Source organism: Vallitalea pronyensis (genome assembly GCF_018141445.1).
Classification (GTDB): Bacteria; Bacillota; Clostridia; order Lachnospirales; family Vallitaleaceae; genus Vallitalea; species Vallitalea pronyensis.
Genome location: NZ_CP058649.1, coordinates 1,998,053 through 2,018,759 on the forward strand (window position 1 = coordinate 1,998,053; position 20,707 = coordinate 2,018,759).

Genomic DNA, 20,707 nt, shown 5'->3' on the forward strand with positions numbered 1-20,707 from the left:
TCTACAATGGAAAAAGCTACATTAAAGAGTGTCATGACAGTCGTTGACCAAATGGCTGATATCATTATAAAAAATGAGGTACCTTTCTGTGAATTGGATTCTGTGGCAGGAGACGGTGATTTTGGTATGTCTGTTGCAAAAGGGTTTAAAGTACTTAAAGAAAATTGGGAGGAGCTTTCAAAAGAAAGTATTGCTCAATTTTTAAAAGACAGCGGTATGATCATTACGGAGCATTGCGGTGGAGCTTCAGGCCCTATATGGGGATCCGCTTTTCGAGGTGCGGCTAAATACGCAAAAGGAAAAGAAGATTTGAATGTAAGTGAAGTAGCAGAACTGTTCCAAAGCGGCATTGATGCCATTCAAAAAAGAGGTGGGGCTAAGCTTGGTGATAAAACTTTATTAGATGCAATTATACCAGCTACCGAATCTCTAAAAGAAAGTGCTGCTTCAAATATAAGCATGAAAGATGCCATGAAAAAAGCAGCCCAGTCTGCTGTTGACGGTGCGGAAAAAACAAAAGACATGGTAGCACGTAAAGGTAGAGCAAGCTATGTAGGTGAACGCAGTTTAAGTCACCCAGATGCTGGAGCAACAGCTATTGGTATCATTTTTACTGAAATTGTAGAGAACATGTCAAACTAGTCAAAGGCAAAACATAGTTGGTGATGCGAATACCCGTTCAAGTAACATCACATGTTATTGGACAAAATCACTGACGTTTACGGTCTGAAGCTATATAGAGGAAAACGAAAAAGACTACTTTTTGGAGTATATGCCAAAAGTAGTCCTTTTTTTATCATAAAATAATCAAATTCATTTCATCCTAACAATATCTGTTATGTATGTGTAAGGCACGTAATCTAACACAGAATACACCATGCAATTGTACTAAAACCTATAATCGTAAAAATAGGTATTCTCACATTCAATAGTTTAACACAACCAAAACTATAAGTCTAGTAATTTTTTTTGTTTTATATACAATATAAGATACACATGAACAAAAAGAGATGGAGGTAAATAGTGATGGAAGCGAAAAGACATGAAGATTATAGGCAGGAAAAAGAAAGGCTAACCTATATCAAAAAGATAATTGAAGAAGAAATAGACTTATTAAGGCATAAAACCTATACCCATGTGAATGAGGATGTGATACCCCATATGGTATATATGGACAATCAAAGAATGAAAAAACTAAATGGAGCCTTTCTTAATCCCTATTTTGGAAGAATTCATTTTAAAGAAAGCAATCAGAGTAAGATAGCGGATATTTATATAGGCAAAGCATCATTAATGGACCATGAAAGCGATCACGATGGGGTTATGCTGATAACCGATTGGCGAGCACCCATTTCCACACTGTATTATGATCGTAACATTGGTCCAGTGGATTATCATTGTCCAGCAGGTAGAATTGATGGTGACTTATTGTTAAAAAGAAACTATAAGATTGAAGATGGCTATCTGGAAAAAATAACAGATATTGATGTAACAGCACTGGATGAAATGCTTTTAGAAGCCTTAGAAGACAAGAAAGACACAAAATTAAAAGATATTGTATCCACCATTCAATCTGAGCAAAATGCAATCATTCGTGCAGATTTAGCAAAATCTCTCATTATACAAGGTGTTGCTGGAAGTGGTAAAACAACCATTGCACTACATCGCATTGCCTATTTGATCTACACCTATCAGCATCGATATAAACCAGATGAATTCATGATCATTGCACCAAATAAGCTATTTTTGCAATATATAGAGGATATGTTGCCAGAATTAGGGGTTGAAGATGTGGAACAAACAACCATGGAAATCCTAACAAGAGATATTGTCTCCGAATCCTTTTCCATTGGAGAGAATGATGATAAGTTAAAGCGAATGATTGAGAACAAAAACCATGAAGAAATAAAAGCATTAAGAGCCCTATCTAAGATAAAAACAGGCATGGCCTATAAAGAAATACTGGACGTCTTTATTTATGAGATGATTCATGACATACTTCCCAGGGATGATTTCATCTTTGAAGGGGTTCTTTTTATCCGTGCAGATAAACTATCGGCTATGTTTTACGAGTATTATAAAAGGTATTCCGTATTAAAAAGTATACAAATGATTAAGAATGTCTTAAAAACGCAATTTGAAAATCATAAAAATGATATAGAGGATAACATTTACCAATCCATAAAAGATGCGCAAATAAACCTGAATGATACTGGGATAGACATGGTACAAGATAATGAGACCATGAAAAAGATGCATCTGGAGCAGCAAAAACGGTTTAAACATATGAAAAAGAATTTTATGAAGCAGATGCATGCCTATTTAAAAGAACCTAAAAAATCCATACTACAGTATTATAAGCAATTTTTAATGAATACGGATTTAATCAAAAGGCTCGTAGGTGACGAGGCATATTTAATGGGTGCCTTTAAGGAGATGTCCAAACATATTCGTACAAAAAAAATGGTTGAAATCGAGGACTTACCAGCCCTTATGTATTTGCAGTATCAATTAAAAAGCACCGAAAAAATACAGGTCAAACATATCGTCATCGATGAAGGACAAGATTTTGGAACCTTTCAATTTTATGTGTTAAAGGCCATCATGAAAGAAGCGACGTTCACCATACTTGGCGATATTGCACAAGGTATTCATTATCATAGAGGAACTCAGGATTGGAAAGTTATTCAGCAACAAGTGTTTAAAGAGGAATGTCAAGTGAAGTATCTGCAAAAGAGTTACCGTACCACAGTGGAGATTATGGATGCAGCCAATAAAGTCATTGAAAAAGTAGATGACGACAATATCATAACAGCACATCCCGTACTAAGACATGGGTTACAAGTACAAAAAATTAAAAAAGAGAATGACATGGACATCGTTGATGCCATTGCCATGGAGCTGAATAAATATAAACGTGACTACCATTCTATTGCGATTATATGCAAAAACAATGGACAGTGTGAAAAGATGTATCATCATATGATCAATAAAGGGATACATGTTCAATGGTTAAAGGATAAAGAAGCGGAGTACAGCCAGCAGATTGTCCTGTTACCTTCCTATCTTGCTAAAGGCTTAGAATTTGATTGCGTTATTATTCCAGATGGCAGTCAAGACCATTATAAAATGAATAAGTTGGATGGGATGTTGTTGTATGTCTGCATGACCAGAGCATTACATGCGTTAAACATATATTATGTGAAAGAGTCCAGTGACTTGTTAATGTAAGAGAAATCAATGTGTATATGGATTTAATCAATTATGGTATGACGTAGGAAAGTATACGCTATTATGCGAAAAGTGGGGCCATAGAAGGCCAAGCCCAACCCTATAACCATAACGTTTAGGTTGAAAGCATCATAACGTCATCTTCCTAGACCATTTGCTATCATAAAATGTATGCTCCCATAGTCCAGTTTTATGGGTGTTGTTAATGGACTGGTGTATGTATGGGTATGGCTATACACCTGAGAAAATGTTCATGAATGGTGGTATCATTGGATAATTCCGGATGGAAAGCTAGACCCATTATATACTGATGTTGAACGGCAACAATATGACCATCTATTCGGTGTAATACGTCAATAGGATGAGCAGCCCTCGTAATGAAGGGCGCTCGTATAAACGTCATAGGAATGGGTTTCTTAGAGAGTTTGGGTATGATGTCACGGACCATAAAACTATCCAATTGACGACCAAAGGCATTTCTTCTCACGGTGATATCAAGCACCCCAAGTGTAGGTATCGTGCAGTTTTCTACCTCTTTGGCAAGAAGAATGAGACCGGCACACGTACCTAATATGGGTAGATGCTGCTGAATTTTCTTTTGTATAGGTGCCAGTAAGCCAACATCTACCAGAAGTTTTGACATGGTTGTGCTTTCACCCCCTGGTAGAATCAAGCCATGAATGGTATCTAAATCAGAGGGTTTTCGTACTTCTATCACCTGATGCCCCAGTTGTTTTATCATGCATTTATGTTCATAAAATGCTCCTTGTAGAGCCAGAATACCAATAATCATTCTTAATACCCTCTTTCTGACATGCGGTCCTTCTGGTTGATGTCATAGACGTGAATACCAACCATGGCTTCACCCAGATTTTCAGAGACTTCTGCAAGAATCTTAGGATCTTGATAATAAGTGACTGCTTTGACAATTGCTGAAGCTCTTTTTCTTGGATCGCCTGATTTGAATATACCCGAGCCAACAAAAACGCCATCACAGCCTAACTGCATCATCATAGCTGCATCTGCTGGTGTGGCAATGCCGCCTGCTGCAAAATTCACCACAGGTAGACGACCATGTTCATGGATGGTTGTAAGTAGGTCTAGGGGAACCATAAGCTCTTTGGCAGCATGATAGAGTTCATCTTTATTTAGACTTTTGATTCGGCGTATTTCAGCATTCATCAAGCGCATATGGCGAACGGCTTCAATGACATCACCTGTCCCTGGTTCACCTTTCGTTCGTATCATGGATGCACCTTCTGATATGCGTCGCAATGCTTCACCTAGATTTTTGGCTCCACAGACAAAAGGCACTTGAAATAGAGTCTTATCAATATGGAGTTCTGGGTCAGCAGGGGTCAGTACTTCACTTTCATCTATATAATCGATGCTTAATGCTTCAAGAATCTGAGCTTCCACGAAGTGACCAATCCTTACTTTTGCCATGACGGGGATTGAGACAGCATGCTGTATGTCTTTTATCATTTGAGGGTCTGAAGCTCTTGCCACACCACCATGGGCACGGATATCCGCAGGCACACGCTCTAATGCCATAACAGCACAAGCACCTGCTTCTTGAGCAATCTTTGCTTCGTCTGTGTTCGTCACATCCATGATGACACCACCCTTTAACATTTGGGCTAAATGCTTATTTAATACATATCTATCGTTCATAAAAATACCTCCTTGTTACATGATTTATAGACAGCTGTTCTATTTATTTGACATTATAAAGGAAAGACTGTCTTGTGTAAAAGGTCAGTGTTTGCATAAAATGAAAAGGTCAGTTCTAGGGATTCGTTCTTTTGTAGCCTATTAGCTCCTTGTTGAAGTAACCTTGTTAGGAGAAATTGTAAAAAGATTATGATTTTTCATTGTATAGATTTTAAGAATGGTGTATAATCATTATAATTTTAAATTCTTATATCTTATACCATTTGGTAAGCCTTAAAAAAACACATGGTATGATAAAAAAATGGCAGTGGTGAAAGGAGTTTATGTATGACCCATAGTGAAATAAAAATTAGACCAATGACGAAAGCTGATTTTAAATCAAGTGCAGTGATCATGACATATGCCTTTAGAGCAAAGTACGTGTTGCTTCAATCTTGGACAGATGAAAAAATCATAGACCTGACGTTGGCGGTACCTTTTTTTGATCCATCCAATTTAGAGGGGCATTATGTGGCCACATATCAACAAAAAGTTGTAGGGGTACTTCACTTAAATTGGTTTGAACAACAAAAAAATCGAAAAAATCCCAAAATGGACTTGGTGAAGTTATTCCGTAAGTTTGGCTTTTGGCGCATCACGATTACTGGGATGGCATTACTCTTGCAAGATGCGAAAGTCAAGAAAGACGAAATGATGGTGAATCATATAGCTGTACATCCTGATTATCGTGGGCAAGGTATTGGAGCAGCTTTATTAGCATTTGGAGAAGAGCAGGCTCAAAAGCAGCAGGACATCACAAAATATACCTTAATGGTCATAGGCCGTAATAAAAGAGCCAGAAAATTATATGAAAGAATGGGCTTCAAAGTGAACAAGGTTTATGACCATCCCATAACCAGATTTTTCACCAGCGTGAAAACCAGTCAATATATGATTAAGACAATTGGCTAGTCGGGTCACTAGACTAAAAAGGATGTGATGCCATGAATCTGAAGAAAATACCCATAGGAAACATGATCTACTAAGAATGGACAACAAGATAGCAAGAATGGAAAAGTGTGTAAGTTTTTATCGTGCTATAATCAACCTAGAATAGAAGCATAGATGGACAATGTACATGACCTAGTAGAAGGGAAAAAAGTTGTAGATAATACATGCCTATCCTACCAGATAAGCTTCAAAAAAATTATAAGGATGATGAACATGGGATTTTACATTGATTTTGGCACCATCACCATGGACCAATATCTTGAAAAACTAAAAAAGAAAATCTTAATACCTAGCCGAATGATACTAAGAGAAGATATTGACCAACGGTTTGCATATTTCAAAAGCATTGGCATTAAGAATGTGCTTGAGCTTGAAAAAATGTTAAAGAAAAAAGATAAGTTATCGGCATTAGCAGAAGCACCATGCCTATCAGAGGCCTATCTAAAGGTACTTTCTTCAGAGTTAAAAAGTATTCAGACCAAGCCTAGAAAGTTAAAAGATTTCAATGGGTTTGCCACAGATACCATTTCCAAGCTTGAGGCATGTGGTATTAAGAATACCCGGCACCTCTTTGATCGGGTTTTAACCCCTGAGAAACGGGCAGAACTTGCTGGGGAAACAGGCATAAGTGAACAGGACATTATGGAACTGACACAATTAACTGATTTAACAAGGATACAATGGGTCAATACAACGTTCGCCCGTGTTCTATATGAAGCGGGTTATGATACCATTGAGAAAGTAGCCCATGCAGATTATCAGGTATTATATGATACCATCATGACCCTTAACGCAGAACGACATCTCTATAAAGGGCATATTGGATTAAATGATATGCACATTGTTGTACAGGCAGCACAAGAAGTGTCTATTGATATAACATGATAAGCAAATAGATAAAAATTACTGGTATATAGAAAAAAGCCCATTTAACTTGAAAGGTTGATGGGCTTTATTAATGTTCTAGGAAGTAAAATAAGCTATTGGATATTTTATAGATTGACTTTACCATTAGACATGGAGTCTGTATAATGATAGCCATACGTTTTTTATAGAGCATGGAGATAGGAGTTGCAAAATGATAGAGCTTATACTAAAAGACCAGCACAATCACATTATATTTGAAGGAAAAATAAACAAGCTATCCATACCCAAATCACTTATTAAGGAGAAAAGCATGGCTTGGTTTCAAGACCCGGACCCATGTTTTATCCATCAGAGTGCAGTGAGAAAAAGGCTGCTCATTGCGTTAGAAGATGCATTAATGCATGTTGACCAATCCGTTACCATCCACCAAGTCAGTCATGATGTTCTCACGACTCTTGGCTTTTATGAAAATCTATATACCATTCACATGGGTTAGACCCGTCATACCACTACAAAAACAATGTAAGCACCCCAAGTATAATTAATGTAATAGCCGTTATTAATTTGATATAAGGCATCTTCTTACGGATGAACTCAGTGATATTGAAGAGTTCATTTGTTTTCACAATGATTAAGATAACAAGGGTTGGCGGTATGATGAAACCAAGGGCGTAAATCACAAGATAGGAAACAGCTAGCAGGGAAAGTTCACTGGTGGTTTTTATCATGTAGTTGATGGTAATCAAGTAAATCTGCCCTGTACATAAAAATTCACTAATGGCTAGGATGATACCTAATGCAAATAAACTGATATACAATAGCCATTGACGTGTTGGCGAACTTAATTTCTCAATGATGATATGATTGAGACGTCTTAATCCACTTGGTAGTTGATTCTTAATCTTGCCATAGCGTTCCCATTTACTCATATAAAAATCATAGATATTAAAGACAGCAAGCAAAATAATAAATGAACTGATAGCCAGCTTCGTATAAAAAAGATACGATTGATTGAGCTTACTCAGATTCTGAAAAAGCAAGGTACCAAGTAAAATAAAGGCTATGAACTTACCCGATATAAAAGTCAACCCACATTTCACTAAGGATATATTTTTAACCAAAAGTAGGGATAAGAGTAACAGCAGCATGGACAATGAACATGGATTAAGACCATTAACGATCCCGATAACAAACATCTTTAGGAGATTAAAGCCGTCAAAGGTATCTTTCATTTGCTCATTCTTTGTCCTTATAGACGTCAGAATAGGGGTTGTTGGTCGTAAGCCACTTCTTATTTCCGACAAAAGCACGTCAAGTCCTGATTGAATATCTTTTTCACCTTTATAGTATGTATCCCCAACAAATAAAATAGGGGTAGATGTTTCTTCTGGTTTTAGACCATAATGCTCAAGATAGGCTAAATAGGTATCATAGGCACTTCCTTCATAATAGCTGATATTATGGCGCATAAAGTTAATGGTTATCTGTAGGTCAGCGGCCTCTATCTGATTCATAAACCTATTAATTTGCTCCTTAGCTTCTGTACAATTTTCACATAAATTCACATAGAAATAGACAAAATCTATGGACTCACCTGGAACATCTTCCATGGAGACAATCCTGTCTTTTCCCATAACCGTTGTTGACGATAATAAAAAAATAATGACTAGTGTGATGTTTAGTGCGTGTAAACGTATTTTTTGATTCTGCGTTCTTTTTAACATAATGATCTCCAATTCGTCCGTAATGAAATTAGTATAGCTTGCATGAGACATAATAGCAATGGGATTATTTCAAGATAAGAGTGAAATACATTTCTTTTTTCATACCATGACAAAAATTGTGACAGATTCATAAATTATGAAACACACAATCCTGTGCAACAAAGATAAAATAATATTAGTTATCAAGTCATTTAGCTTCACGGATGATAACAACTAAAACTAAATGAAAGTAGGGGAAAACATGAAAAAGTTATCCATATTCATGGTACTTGTAATGCTTGTATCATTGTTGGCAGGATGCAGTACGAAGAAAGAAAAAAGTACGCCAGATAGTGAAAGTTCAATGGTGACAACAGCAGAAAATGAAGGTGGTGAAGAAGAGGCAGAAGAACAACCACCTGCTGAAGAGGAAGTGGTTGAAGAAACCTTTGACTTTGGCGGTATGGAAGTTGTTGTTGCTTCACCTTGGGCAACGGATTTAACACCAGGTAGTTCCCGTGGTAACGATATGTTAATTGAAAGAATTGCAGAAGTAGAAGAGAAATACAACGTGAAAATTATATATAAGGATTGCAGCGATGATCAAATTGGGGGGAACTATTTTCAGTTAGCCGTTCAAGGCATGTTAAGTGGAGAAACTTTGGGTGATCTTATTTATTGCCGAACAGGTGATTATGTTGCATGGAAAGATGCTGGTGTCTTGCAAGATTTGAATCCTTATGCTCATATTCTTAATCTTGACAATACGAAAAAATGGTCAAAACTCATTCTGGATAACACGACAGAAGGGAATGAAACCTATGGATTAGCCACAAATCCAATCCCATTATATACGTTTATCACCTTTAATAAACGATTATTTGATGAAGCCGGATTAGACTATCCATATGCTTATATCAAAAATGGTCAGTGGGATTTCAACAAAATAGCAGAAGTGGCTAAGAAGTTAACCATCGATACAGATGGTGATGGTACCGTGGACCAATATGGTTTAACAGCTTATAGTCCAGCATCTTTAGGTCAATCCATGATTATTGCTAATGGTGGTCGTATGATCGATCATGAAAAGGGTAAGCCCTTATTTGTTGCAGATGAACCAAAAACCATGGAAGCTCTAAACATCTTTCACCAATGGTATAATGTTGAGAAATTTGTTGTGCCGTTACAAGAAGGTGAATGGGATTCTCAGGTAAAATTATTTGAATCTGGCAAAGTAGCCATGATGGCTGGATCCGATTGGATGTTGACACGTTTCAATAATAATCTAGAAGATGAATTTGGAATTGTATTTTTCCCACAAGGACCATCATCAGATGGTACCTATAAATCTCTGATTCCTAAACTTAGCTTTTATGTGCTACCCGTTTCAACCACGAAAGATAAAGAAAAATTATTAACGGTCTACGCAGCACTTACTGAACCCTATTATGACGACCCATTAGAAGGCTATATCGAAGGTATAGAAGAAAGAGTGCATGATGAAGAGTCCTTACAAACGTTAATTGATTATCAAAAGGAAGAAAATGGTGGAGAATTGGTTTTCTCACCTATATCCAATTATGCCCTTGATTGGTCAGCACCTGAAGATATTCGCGTGTCACCTACACTTTTTAATCGTATTGTTGAAGGTGAAGCACCATCCGCAGTCATTGAAGAAAAGAAAGCAGCTATACAACAGTATCTAAAAGATATGTTTGGTGAATAAATTGTTTCAAGTCATTGTCCTTTTGGAGGTATATGTATGAAGAAAATACGTGTAATGGTACTCGTAATAAGTATTGTTTTAATATCCACAACCAATAGAGCCCAGATGACAAAGGAAAGCAATAGGGATATCCTCGTCGTTTCTAGGGAAAACAGCTATGACCAATACCTTCAAAATTATGGTAAATACGAGCATCCTGATACCAATGTATTCATTCAAATGGGTAAAGACATTGTGGATTCAGAAGGCATTAAAATTGTCAGTCATTATGAGAGCTCCACAGGAGAATCTGTGGTCATGGATGAATCAGGTTTTGTAGAATGGGCAGTAGAGGTTGAACAGGAAGGCTTATATAACTTATTCATAGCGTATTATCCCATGGAAGGAAGAAGTTCTACTATTGAAAGAAGTATTTCTATTAATGACCAGATCCCCTTTGATGGTGCTTCAAACATTGTTTTTAATCGGGTATGGGTGGATATTGAACCCATTAAGAAAGATGCCCGGGGTAATGATGTAAGACCCATGCAAGTAGAAGTGCCAAGATGGCAAACGCAGTACATTTCAGATGCCATGGGATACTACACAGAGCCCTATGCATTCTATTTCAAAAAAGGCAGGAATACCATTCGCCTTGAATCCGTTCGTGAACCCATGGTTATCAATCAACTAGCATTAAAACAAGCCAAAACGGTACCAACTTATGAGGAAATAAAGACAATCTATGACGCAAAGGGATATCAACCTGTTGAACAACAGGTTATAAAAATTCAAGCTGAACAAGCTGCTTATAAATCAGACCCAACTCTTTATGCCATTACGGATCGTTCATCACCAGCAACAGAACCTAATCATGGGTCTAAAATTGCTCTGAATGCTATAGGTGGTGAAAAATGGAAAACGCCTGGCCAAACCATTACATGGGTCTTCGACGTTCCAGAGAGTGGGTTATACAACATTGCACTAAAAGAAAGGCAAAACTTTCAAAGTGGTTTGTATGTCAGCCGTAAATTGATGATAGATGGTGAAGCACCGTTCAAGGAAATGGAAAATCTGAATTTTAACTATGAGAATGCGTGGCGGGTGACTCCGCTTAAGGATGAAACAGAACCCTATTCATTCTATCTTGAGAAAGGTACTCATGAGTTAACACTAGAAGTGACATTAGGTGACTTATCCCATATCATTCGGGTTGTGGAAGATTCTGTTTATCAACTCAACAGCATCTATAGGAAAATTCTCATGATTACGGGTTCATCACCGGATAAATATCGGGATTATGCCCTGGATAAAAAGCTGCCAAAAGAAATGGAAGTTCTGACGTACCAAAGCAACGTGTTAGCTGAGGTTTCAAACATGCTCATTGAACAAGTTGGAAAAAAAGGGGCTAATTCAGCTATACTTGATAAATTGTCTTATCAATTAAAGGATTTTGCCCAAAAGCCTTATAAAATTCCGAAAAGCTTTAAAACCTTTAAGGACAATATTTCAAGCCTGGGTACATGGCTCTTGGAAAGCAGAGAACAGAAACTTGAACTTGATTATATCTTAATCACTTCGCCAGGTACACCATTACCTAAAGCGGATCATGGCTTCTTAAAAAAGATGGCTCATGAAGCAGAGCTTTTTATATACTCCTTCTTTGAAGATTACAATTCCATTGGTGATGTGGAGGATGGAGAAGAAGTACTGACCGTATGGATTGATACAGGACGGGATCAAGCACAAGTCTTGAAAAACATGATTGACGATACATTTACACCTCGGTCTGGGGTGAAGGTTAACTTAAGGCTGGTTGCTCCTAATGTACTGCTTCCTGCAACGGTTGCAGGTCGTGGACCAGATGTAGCGGTTCAGGCATTTAACCAAATAGCCGTTAACTATGCTATTAGAAACGCCGTCCAAGATTTAACAGCTTTTAGCGATTTTGACAGTGTGAAGGATCGATTTTATAAAAGTGCCATGGTGCCTTTCGAGTTTGAAGGAGGGTACTATGGCCTGCCAGAAACACAGGTTTATCCCATGTTATTCTATCGTACCGATATTTTTAAAGAATTGAACTTAGAACCACCCCAGACATGGCAGGATGTCTATGATATCTTACCTGTTATCCAGAAAAAATACATGGATTTTGTTATACCTGTGTCAACACCAGGTTTGCCCCAAAATGGTGGAAGGCCAGGCTTAGGCCTTCAGAGTTATCAAATGTACTTGTATCAAAATGGCGGCACCCTATATAAAGAAAAAGGCATGTCGTCAGCTCTTAATCAAGAAGCAGCTATTGCGTCTTTTAAAAAATGGACTGCGTTATTTACCAATTACAAGTTACCCATTGAGTATAATTTTTTTAATCGGTTTAGGATTGGAGAAGTGCCCATTGGTATTTCTGATTTTACAGTATACAATCAGCTTGCAGTGGCAGCACCAGAAATCAGAGGTTTGTGGGAATTTATTCCCATACCAGGAACTCGGAAAGAGGATGGCACCATTGACCGTTCCACTGGTAGTAATGGGCAAACATGCATCATGTTAAAAAGCTCTCAATACAAAGAAGAGGCATGGGCATTCATGAAATGGTGGACCAGTGCCGATGCACAGATTCGTTATGCAAGAGAGATGGAATCCATCATGGGTGCGGCCGCAAGATACCCGACAGCTAATGTGGAAGCCCTAAAGCAATTACCTTGGCCATATAAAGATTACGTAAGCCTTAGTCAACAGTGGGAATGGGTAAAAGGTGTACCAGAAGTCCCAGGCGGATATTTTACACCGCGACATATGGATAATGCTTTTCGATCCGTCTTATACGAAGGTGAAGACCCAAGGGAAACGTTATTGGATTATGTGTTGATAATCAATCAGGAAATTGATACAAAACGAAAAGAATTTGGCTTAGAACTTGATCCAGATCGTTATGAAAATAAAGAGGTGACAGAATGAAGTGGGCTGAAACAAGTGTAAAAAATAATGGAACAGCATTGAATAAGAGAAAGAATCGATTGAAAGCATTATTGACAGAAATCTATAAACACCGAGTTGCCTACTTTCTAGTAGCACCTTTTGCAGCAGTATTCATTACCTTTACGATTATCCCAGTTCTCATGTCCATTGGATTGAGCTTTACCTATTTCAATATGCTAGAAGCACCTAAGTTTATCGGATTTGAGAATTATCGCAACCTATTCCTAGTGGATGATATCTTTCTCACATCTGTTAGAAATACCTTTGTGCTTGCTATCGTCACAGGACCCATTGGCTATATGGCAGCCTTATTATGTGCTTGGTTTATTAATGAATTACCGCCTAAAATAAGGGCATTTATGGTTCTGGTATTCTATGCACCATCCATATCCGGTTCTGTGTACCTTATATGGGGCGTTGTGTTCAGTGGCGATGCATATGGCTATTTGAATGGGTTCCTACTGGATTTTGGACTGATCAATGAACCCAGCAAATGGTTATCAGACCCGGCTTATATGATGTCCTCCATTATTGTTGTTGTGCTTTGGATGAGTCTAGGGGCTGGCTTCTTAGCTTTTATAGCGGGCTTGCAAGGTGTGGATAAAACCATGTATGAAGCAGGTTATGTGGATGGTATCCGTAATCGTTGGCAAGAATTATGGTACATTACACTTCCAGCTATGCGTCCACAACTGATGTTTGGAGCCATTATGTCTGTGACAACATCCTTTGCTATTGCAGACCAGACAGCTCAATTGTGTGGTCTGCCAAGTACAGATTATGCCGTGCATACGGTGGTTAACCATTTACAAGATTATGGCCAGCAGCGATTTGAAATGGGCTATGCATCAGCCATAGCAACCATACTCTTTATCATCATGATTTTATCCAACAAAGGCATACAGAATCTATTGAAGAAAGTGGGGCGGTAACATGGGGAGAAAAAAACATAAGCTAAAGCATAGTATCCGTAAGGTACTAAAAAAAAGAGCACCCAATCGCTCCTTGTTAGGGGATGTGTTTATACTGATTATGCTTCTTGCCATTGGTGCATTTTTAGCGCTGCCACTGGTGCTTGTTATCAGTAATGCCTTTAAGCCCTTGGATGAGATCTTTTTATTTCCACCTCGATTTTTTGTCAGAAATCCCACCATGAATAATTTTCGGGATTTACTGGTTTTAATGAGTAATTCATGGGTACCCTTTACCCGATATTTTTTCAACACCATCTTTATGACAGCCGTTGGAACAGCAGGTCATGTGATTGTAGCTTCCATGGCAGCCTATGCCTTGGAGAAACATGGTTTTCCAGGAAGTAAAACATTTTTCAAGATTATCATTACCACTTTGATGTTTTCACCGGTGGTGACAGCTATTCCCAATTACTTGACCATGTCAAAAATTGGCTTTCTAGACAGTTATTTATCCATCATTATACCTGCATTTGGCTTTCCATTAGGGCTTTTTCTTATGAAGCAATTCATGGTCAATGTGCCAAATTCATTAATTGAATCGGCTAGATTAGATGGGGCCAGCGAATGGAAGATTCTATGGAAGGTGGTCATGCCAATGGTAAAACCAGCCTGGTTAACATTGGTCATCTTCTCTTTCCAAGGCTTATGGAACGCAACTGGCGGTACTTATATCTACAGTGAAGAACTAAAAACATTACCCTACGCCTTGAACCAAATACGCCTTGGCGGAATAGCAAGGCAGGGAACAGGAGCAGCCGTTCAACTTCTTATGTTGATTGTTCCAGTCACCATGTTTATCATTACACAAAGTAATATTATTGAAACCATGGCCAGCTCTGGACTAAAAGAATAAAGGAGGGATGACAATGAAGCGGATATCATCATTTGCCCTGTCTGTATTCTTATTGTTTGTTAACAGCCCAGCTACCTTTGCTGAGGCACCCTATGACAGCTATACCTATGATTACTATGGTCGGGTTGTACCGTCTCCAGACCCTTATACACCTAGCCGAATAATCAATGGTGAAGGTCTAGGGATTGGAAAACTGAGTGGACCGAAAGACATCTTCGTGTCCAGGCAGTCTGACATCTACATTGTGGATACAGGGAACAACCGCATTATTATAACAGACCGTCACTGGAACCTGCTTCGGGTGATTGACGGCTTTTATCACAATGGTGAATGGGATACATTCAACAATCCAGGTGGTATTTTTGTCACAAAAAATAACCATATATATGTTGCAGATACAACGAATCAAAGAATTGTTGAACTGGATGAAGAAGGAAATCTTGTGCGCATTATTGGACGACCAGAGTCTGAAATTTTGGATGAGAATTTTCTATATATGCCCACTTCTTTGGTGTTAGACAGTGCAGGAAGGATATATGTGATCGGTTTAAGTGTGAATCAAGGTATCATTGAGCTGAATTCGGATGGTGAATTTAGCGGTTTTATAGGGGCAAGCAAGGTAACCCCCAGTGTCAGTGATATTATCTGGAAAAGAATTTCAACCCAAGAGCAAAGAAAAAGAATGATTGCATTTGTACCAACAGAGTACAACAACATAGCCATTGATACAAAAGGCTTCTTGTATACCGTGACAAGTACACTGGATGAGAAAGTCCTAGGGGCTGCCATTGCAAGTCGAAGTTCAAACGACACAGGCGCACCCATTAAGAAACTCAACCTCCAAGGCAGCGACGTGATGCGAAGAAAAGGATCTTTTTTACCTGCTGGGGATATTGCTTATCCACCCAGTATAATTCCTAACTTTAAATACACAGGGCCATCAAGATTAGTGGATGTATGTGTGGAAGCATTTGGCGGTTATACCGTACTGGACAGCAATCGAGGGCATGTGTTTACATATGATGGCGATGGCAATCTTATGTATGCTTTTGGTGCTCCTGGTGAAACCAAAGGCACCTTTCGCTTACCCATTGCAATTGAGGTCTTAGATAACCGCATGTTTGTGGTGGATATGGGCTCAAACAATATCACAGAATTTCAGGTAACAGACTATGGCAGCATGGTGAAAGAGGCTATTGCCCATCATCACGAAGGACTTTATGAAGAAGCAACACATAAATGGTATCAGGTCTTAAAGAAGAATGCCAACTCTGAACTTGCCTATACGGGTATTGGCAAAGCTTTTCTAAGAAAAGGTGACTATGGAGAAGCCCTTAGATACTTCAAATTAGGTCATAACAAAATATACTACTCTAAGGCATTTAAGTATTATCGAAGAGAGGTTCTTAGTGAAAATTTTAATGGGATCATGGTTGTTGTACTATTGCTCAGTATTGGCATCTATGTCAGGATACGGTATAAAAAGCGCAAAGGAGTGAAGTCATGAAAGCTTTAAGAGAAAAATTATCTTACACCACCTATTTAATTTTTCACCCCTTTGATGCTTTCTGGGATCTAAAACATGAGAAGCGGGGGAGTTTATCAGCAGGTCTTGTCATACTACTTATTGTGGCTATCCAGCAAGGCTTGAATAATCAATACACGGGCTTTATTTTTAATAATAGGAACGTCAAACACGTCTCTATGTTAGTCTCCATGACTTCCATTATTGCACCCTTGTTGTTGTGGTGTATCTCTAATTGGTGCCTGTCATCGGTGATGGAAGGTGAGGGCAGTTTTAAAGATATTGTCATGTACACCACCTATGCTCTTTCACCACTGCTGTTTATGAATATACCCATATTGCTGCTGAGTAATGTACTTGTCCGTGAAGAGGCATCTGTACTGGTTGTTCTTACAGGTGTAGCTAATGTCTGGACAGTTGGGCTCATCCTCGTTGCCACCATGATGGTCCACAATTACACCATGTTACGTACGCTTATCACCTCTGTTTTTATTGTTGTTGGTATGGGGCTCATTATATTTGTCGGTTTATTATTTTTTAGTCTTGGTCAGAAAATATTTGAGTTTATTGTTTCGGTTTACAAAGAAATTCTACTTCGGATGTAGGGAAAGGAAGGCCTATGAAGCATACACAATACAATTGTAAGCCACGAAAACCTATCATGATAGCCATGTTTGTCATTTTCCTAGGGTTGATGTTGATGGTAACAGGATGTGCCAGTAAGCGTCATGGTGAAACGGTTACAACCTGGCGTGTTAACGAAGCAGAACTGCTTCAAGTAGGCGAGCACACAAGTAAATCCTTTAAAACGGTCATGGAGAATGAACGCTATCGTCTCTTGTTCAAAGAAAGTTCAGCAGAGATTGCCATTGAACATATAAAAGAGGGGTACATTTGGTATTCTAACCCACAAAACATTGAGGATGATACCATTGCAAATAAGGTGAATAAAGGTGAATTGGCAGCTCAAATGATTATTAAATATTTTACGCCTATGAACAAATTAGCCATCATGAATACCTATACAGATGCGGTGGAAGCTTCTCAATACGCTTTTGAATATACGGATTCAGGTGTAAAAGTGACGTATTCCATTGGTATTCAGCCTAGAAAATGGCTCATGCCAAAGGTGGTCAGTCAGGAGCGTTTTGAGAACGATATACTACCATCTATTGAGGAAGCAAAAGACCAAAAGTATGTGAAATCACGGTATACTTTAATTGAGTTAGCCAAACTTGATGGGGATATTAAAAAAGAAATGCTTGAAGCGTATCCTATTCTTGAAAAACACAATGTATATCTATTACGGGATGTTAATGACAGGATCAAAGAAAAGGTGGAAGCCATTTTTGTCCAGATAGGGTATACATTTGACGATAAAGCGAAAGACAATGCGCACAATAACTTGTCAGTAGAGGAAGAAGGCAACCCTGTTTTCCAAGTAGCTATTGACTATAGCCTTTCAAGTGATGGTTTACGTGTGCTTGTACCCAAAAAAGATATGATCTATCCAGAAGGCTACCGTTTTATGAAAATTGAAGTACTGCCTTATTTTGGTGCTCAAGATATGGATGCATCAGGGTATATGTTTGTACCAGATGGATCAGGGGCTTTAATTCATCTCAATAATAATAAACAGCACTTAAGTCCTTACAACGGTAAAATATATGGGGATGATTTGGCCATTACACAAGAAGAGGCCTTTAACAAGACCCAGCAGATTTATTTACCAGTCTTTGGTATAAAAAATCAGGATAGTGGTTTTGTAGCAATTGTTGAACAGGGTGACGGCTTTGGTTATATCCACGCAGATATTAGCCAAAGAAAGAATGCCTATAACTATGTCTATAGTTCCTATAATATCTTAGAGCTGACAGAAGTTTCTTTATCTGGAAAAGAAGAAACCAGCATTAGCATGTTTCAAGAGTATCATACACCCAGTGATATATGTATTTCGTATCACATCCTAGATCATGATCATGCCACCTACTCAGGCATGGCAAATGTGGTAAGAGATTATTATGTCCACCAAGGAGACCTTCAAAAACAAGACCCATCAGAAGTATCTCTTCTTATTGATTTTCTAGGTGCTATCATGGATAAAAAGCCTATTTTAGGTGTAAGCCGTCACGTTGTTGTGCCACTGACCACATTTCGGCAAGCTCAAGACATCATGGATACAATCAGTGAATGGGAATTAGGCAACATACAAGTGAAATACACCGGTTGGATGGACTACGGCTTATATCATCCTGTAGCTAATAAAATGTCCATTGAAAGTAAGTTGGGGGGCAAGAAAGGTTTTTATAACCTGCGTGATTATCTAGAAGAAAAAGGCTACGGTTTTTACCCAGATGTTGATTTTCAAACGGTTAAACAGGATAGAAAGTTTGATGGTTTTAATGCCTATAGGGATGGTTCTAAGAATATTTCAAGAGAAGTATCAAAAGGTTACCAGTATGTGCCCAATATATTTTTACCAGAAGCTTCATTCCGTATTGTTTCACCTAAAAAATATGAGGCATACATGCAGGCCTATATGAAGGACTATAAAAAAACAAAGGTCCATAACCTGTCCCTTGCTAACATGGGTGAACAGCTTATCAGTGACTACGATGTGAAGGATATTTGGGATCGGGAAAGGGCAAAAGCGCTCATCAAGAAAAGGTTAAATGCATTGCAGGAAATGGGCTATTCTTTAATGGCATCAGGCGCTAATGGCTATACCCTTAAAAGTATGCATCACCTGTTGAATCTACCTACTGGATCCAGCAATTATCATATAGCGGATGAAAGTATTCCTTTTATTCAAATGGTGCTAAGCGGCTACAAGACTTACTATACGACGCCCATTAATTACATTGACGCCTCTTTTGATTGGATGAAATTACGCTTGATTGAAACCGGTTCATCCATCTATTATCAGCTTGGTTATGCGGAGAATAGCCGCATCAACAATGTGATGGACTACGATCATTACTATACATTTAACTATGAATTATGGATGGAAGACATCCTAGACATGCACGTATTTGTCAATGATGCTTTAAAACATACCTTAGGTCAATCCATCATCAGGCATGAGCCATTAGCAGATGATGTTGTGCGTGTCACCTATGAAAATGGCGATTACTATGTAATTAATTATGCTAAGAAACCCTATGATTATCAGGGTCAGCAAGTGGGAGCCATGAACTATGTATACGTGAAAGGAGGGTCATAAATGGGTGCAAAAGGTAACCCTCAAACCATTAAACAAGTAGGGAAAGGGCTAAGGAAAGGCATATTGACTAAGAAAAACCGAACATTAGCACAGAAGCGAGCAAAAGCCGGTTATCTCTTTGTTCTTCCTTTTATCATTGGAGGCGTGTCCTTTACGTGTATACCACTTATTCGGTCGTTTATATTCAGCTTAAGCAAATTATCCATTACGGCAACAGGCTATGACCTTCACTATGTGGGCTTTAAAAACTATGTGGACGTACTCACTGTAGATGCTTATTTTAGGGTACAATTGTTTAACAGCGTTAAGGAGATGTTATTCAACCTACCCTTAATATTAATCTTCAGTTTCTTCGCAGCATCACTGCTTAATCAAAAGTTTAAAGGCAGAACCTTAGCAAGAGCGTTCTTTTTCTTACCGGTTATTCTGGCTTCAGGAGCCATACTGACCTCGGATACGTCAAGCATTATTATGCAGCAGATTACAGGTAGTGGTCAATCCGCAGCAGAAGCCAGTGATAGCATGTTTACGTCCAATGCCATTTACATGTTTTTGTATAATTCAGGTGTCAGTGAAGCTTACACACAATATATCGTTTCAGCTATTGATAGAATATACGACATTGTTTTATTTTCAGGTGTTCAAATCCTTGTGTTTCTAGCAGGCTTACAATCCATTTCACCGGATTACTATGAAGCATCCATGATTGAAGGTGCTACCAAATGGGAGAACTTTTGGAAAATAACCTTCCCTATGGTTAGTCCCATGATTTTAGTGAATACCATCTATACCATTATTGATTCTTTTGTCAGTGAGCAGAATGAACTTATTGAGCGCATCAATACGGTCATGTACACCAACTTTAAATTTGGATTTGGTTCTGCCATGGCATGGGTATATTTTATCGTTGTTTTTATCATTCTAGCTATTGTTACACGGGTAATTTCCAAACGGGTATTCTATTATGATTGATGAGGTGA

Annotated in this window: 16 protein-coding genes; 13 read left to right on the top strand and 3 right to left on the bottom strand. The window is 38.3% G+C overall.

The genetic code is table 11. The features are described from left to right. Positions 1 to 6: 6 nt before the first annotated feature. Complete coding sequence (gene dhaL / locus HZI73_RS26750) at positions 7 to 642, top strand: dihydroxyacetone kinase subunit DhaL (protein ID WP_212697766.1); 636 nt, start codon at positions 7 to 9, stop codon at positions 640 to 642. A gap of 384 nt (positions 643 to 1,026) precedes the next feature. Then, positions 1,027 to 3,231, top strand: a complete 2,205-nt coding sequence (gene helD / locus HZI73_RS08230) for an RNA polymerase recycling motor HelD (RefSeq protein WP_212697767.1) — start codon at positions 1,027 to 1,029, stop codon at positions 3,229 to 3,231. A gap of 202 nt (positions 3,232 to 3,433) precedes the next feature. Here the strand turns inward: helD and pdxT are convergent, their stop codons facing one another. Further along, a complete protein-coding gene (gene pdxT, locus HZI73_RS08235) occupies positions 3,434 to 4,024 on the bottom strand; it encodes a pyridoxal 5'-phosphate synthase glutaminase subunit PdxT (RefSeq protein WP_212697768.1) in 591 nt (196 codons plus the stop codon). A gap of 2 nt (positions 4,025 to 4,026) precedes the next feature. Continuing rightward, positions 4,027 to 4,905 carry a pyridoxal 5'-phosphate synthase lyase subunit PdxS gene (gene pdxS / locus HZI73_RS08240; protein ID WP_212697769.1) on the bottom strand — a complete coding sequence of 293 codons (879 nt, stop codon included), beginning with the start codon at positions 4,903 to 4,905 and terminating at the stop codon, positions 4,027 to 4,029. A gap of 327 nt (positions 4,906 to 5,232) precedes the next feature. On the opposite strand from pdxS, the gene HZI73_RS08245 reads away from it, so the two are divergent. The 3 genes from HZI73_RS08245 (at position 5,233) to HZI73_RS08255 (ending at position 7,258) form a co-directional block, all read left to right on the top strand. Further along, positions 5,233 to 5,856, top strand: coding sequence for a GNAT family N-acetyltransferase (locus HZI73_RS08245; protein WP_212697770.1), 624 nt, complete (start codon positions 5,233 to 5,235; stop codon positions 5,854 to 5,856). A gap of 252 nt (positions 5,857 to 6,108) precedes the next feature. Beyond that, entirely contained in the window at positions 6,109 to 6,780 is a 672-nt protein-coding gene (locus HZI73_RS08250) for a DUF4332 domain-containing protein (RefSeq protein ID WP_212697771.1), read from the top strand. Between the two features lie 193 nt (positions 6,781 to 6,973). Continuing rightward, positions 6,974 to 7,258, top strand: a complete 285-nt coding sequence (locus tag HZI73_RS08255; protein ID WP_212697772.1) for a hypothetical protein — start codon at positions 6,974 to 6,976, stop codon at positions 7,256 to 7,258. 13 nt (positions 7,259 to 7,271) lie between these two features. Here HZI73_RS08255 and HZI73_RS08260 read toward each other — a convergent pair whose 3' ends face one another. After that, positions 7,272 to 8,486 carry a cytochrome c biogenesis CcdA family protein gene (locus HZI73_RS08260; protein WP_212697773.1) on the bottom strand — a complete coding sequence of 405 codons (1,215 nt, stop codon included), beginning with the start codon at positions 8,484 to 8,486 and terminating at the stop codon, positions 7,272 to 7,274. Between the two features lie 241 nt (positions 8,487 to 8,727). On the opposite strand from HZI73_RS08260, the gene HZI73_RS08265 reads away from it, so the two are divergent. Genes HZI73_RS08265 through HZI73_RS08300 form a run of 8 tightly spaced genes read left to right on the top strand, consistent with a single transcriptional unit; the run spans position 8,728 to position 20,699 of the window. Continuing rightward, a complete protein-coding gene (locus tag HZI73_RS08265) occupies positions 8,728 to 10,191 on the top strand; it encodes an ABC transporter substrate-binding protein (protein WP_212697774.1) in 1,464 nt (487 codons plus the stop codon). Positions 10,192 to 10,227: 36 nt separating this feature from the next. After that, complete coding sequence (locus HZI73_RS08270) at positions 10,228 to 13,131, top strand: extracellular solute-binding protein (protein ID WP_212697775.1); 2,904 nt, start codon at positions 10,228 to 10,230, stop codon at positions 13,129 to 13,131. After that, on the top strand, positions 13,128 to 14,084 hold the full coding sequence (locus HZI73_RS08275) for a carbohydrate ABC transporter permease (RefSeq protein ID WP_212697776.1): 957 nt from the start codon (positions 13,128 to 13,130) through the stop codon (positions 14,082 to 14,084). The genes HZI73_RS08270 and HZI73_RS08275 overlap by 4 nt, the downstream gene beginning before the upstream one ends. A gap of 1 nt (position 14,085) precedes the next feature. Next, the gene (locus tag HZI73_RS08280) at positions 14,086 to 14,979 is read left to right on the top strand and encodes a carbohydrate ABC transporter permease (protein ID WP_212697777.1); all 894 of its coding nucleotides are present in this window, start codon (positions 14,086 to 14,088) and stop codon (positions 14,977 to 14,979) included. 13 nt (positions 14,980 to 14,992) lie between these two features. After that, positions 14,993 to 16,486, top strand: a complete 1,494-nt coding sequence (locus tag HZI73_RS08285; protein WP_212697778.1) for an NHL repeat-containing protein — start codon at positions 14,993 to 14,995, stop codon at positions 16,484 to 16,486. Continuing rightward, positions 16,483 to 17,109, top strand: a complete 627-nt coding sequence (locus HZI73_RS08290) for a Yip1 family protein (RefSeq protein WP_212697779.1) — start codon at positions 16,483 to 16,485, stop codon at positions 17,107 to 17,109. The genes HZI73_RS08285 and HZI73_RS08290 overlap by 4 nt, the downstream gene beginning before the upstream one ends. 14 nt (positions 17,110 to 17,123) lie before the next feature. Then, complete coding sequence (locus tag HZI73_RS08295) at positions 17,124 to 19,727, top strand: DUF5696 domain-containing protein (protein ID WP_212697780.1); 2,604 nt, start codon at positions 17,124 to 17,126, stop codon at positions 19,725 to 19,727. Next, positions 19,728 to 20,699, top strand: coding sequence for a carbohydrate ABC transporter permease (locus HZI73_RS08300; RefSeq protein ID WP_212697781.1), 972 nt, complete (start codon positions 19,728 to 19,730; stop codon positions 20,697 to 20,699). It begins immediately after the preceding gene. The last annotated feature ends 8 nt before the right edge of the window (positions 20,700 to 20,707 follow it).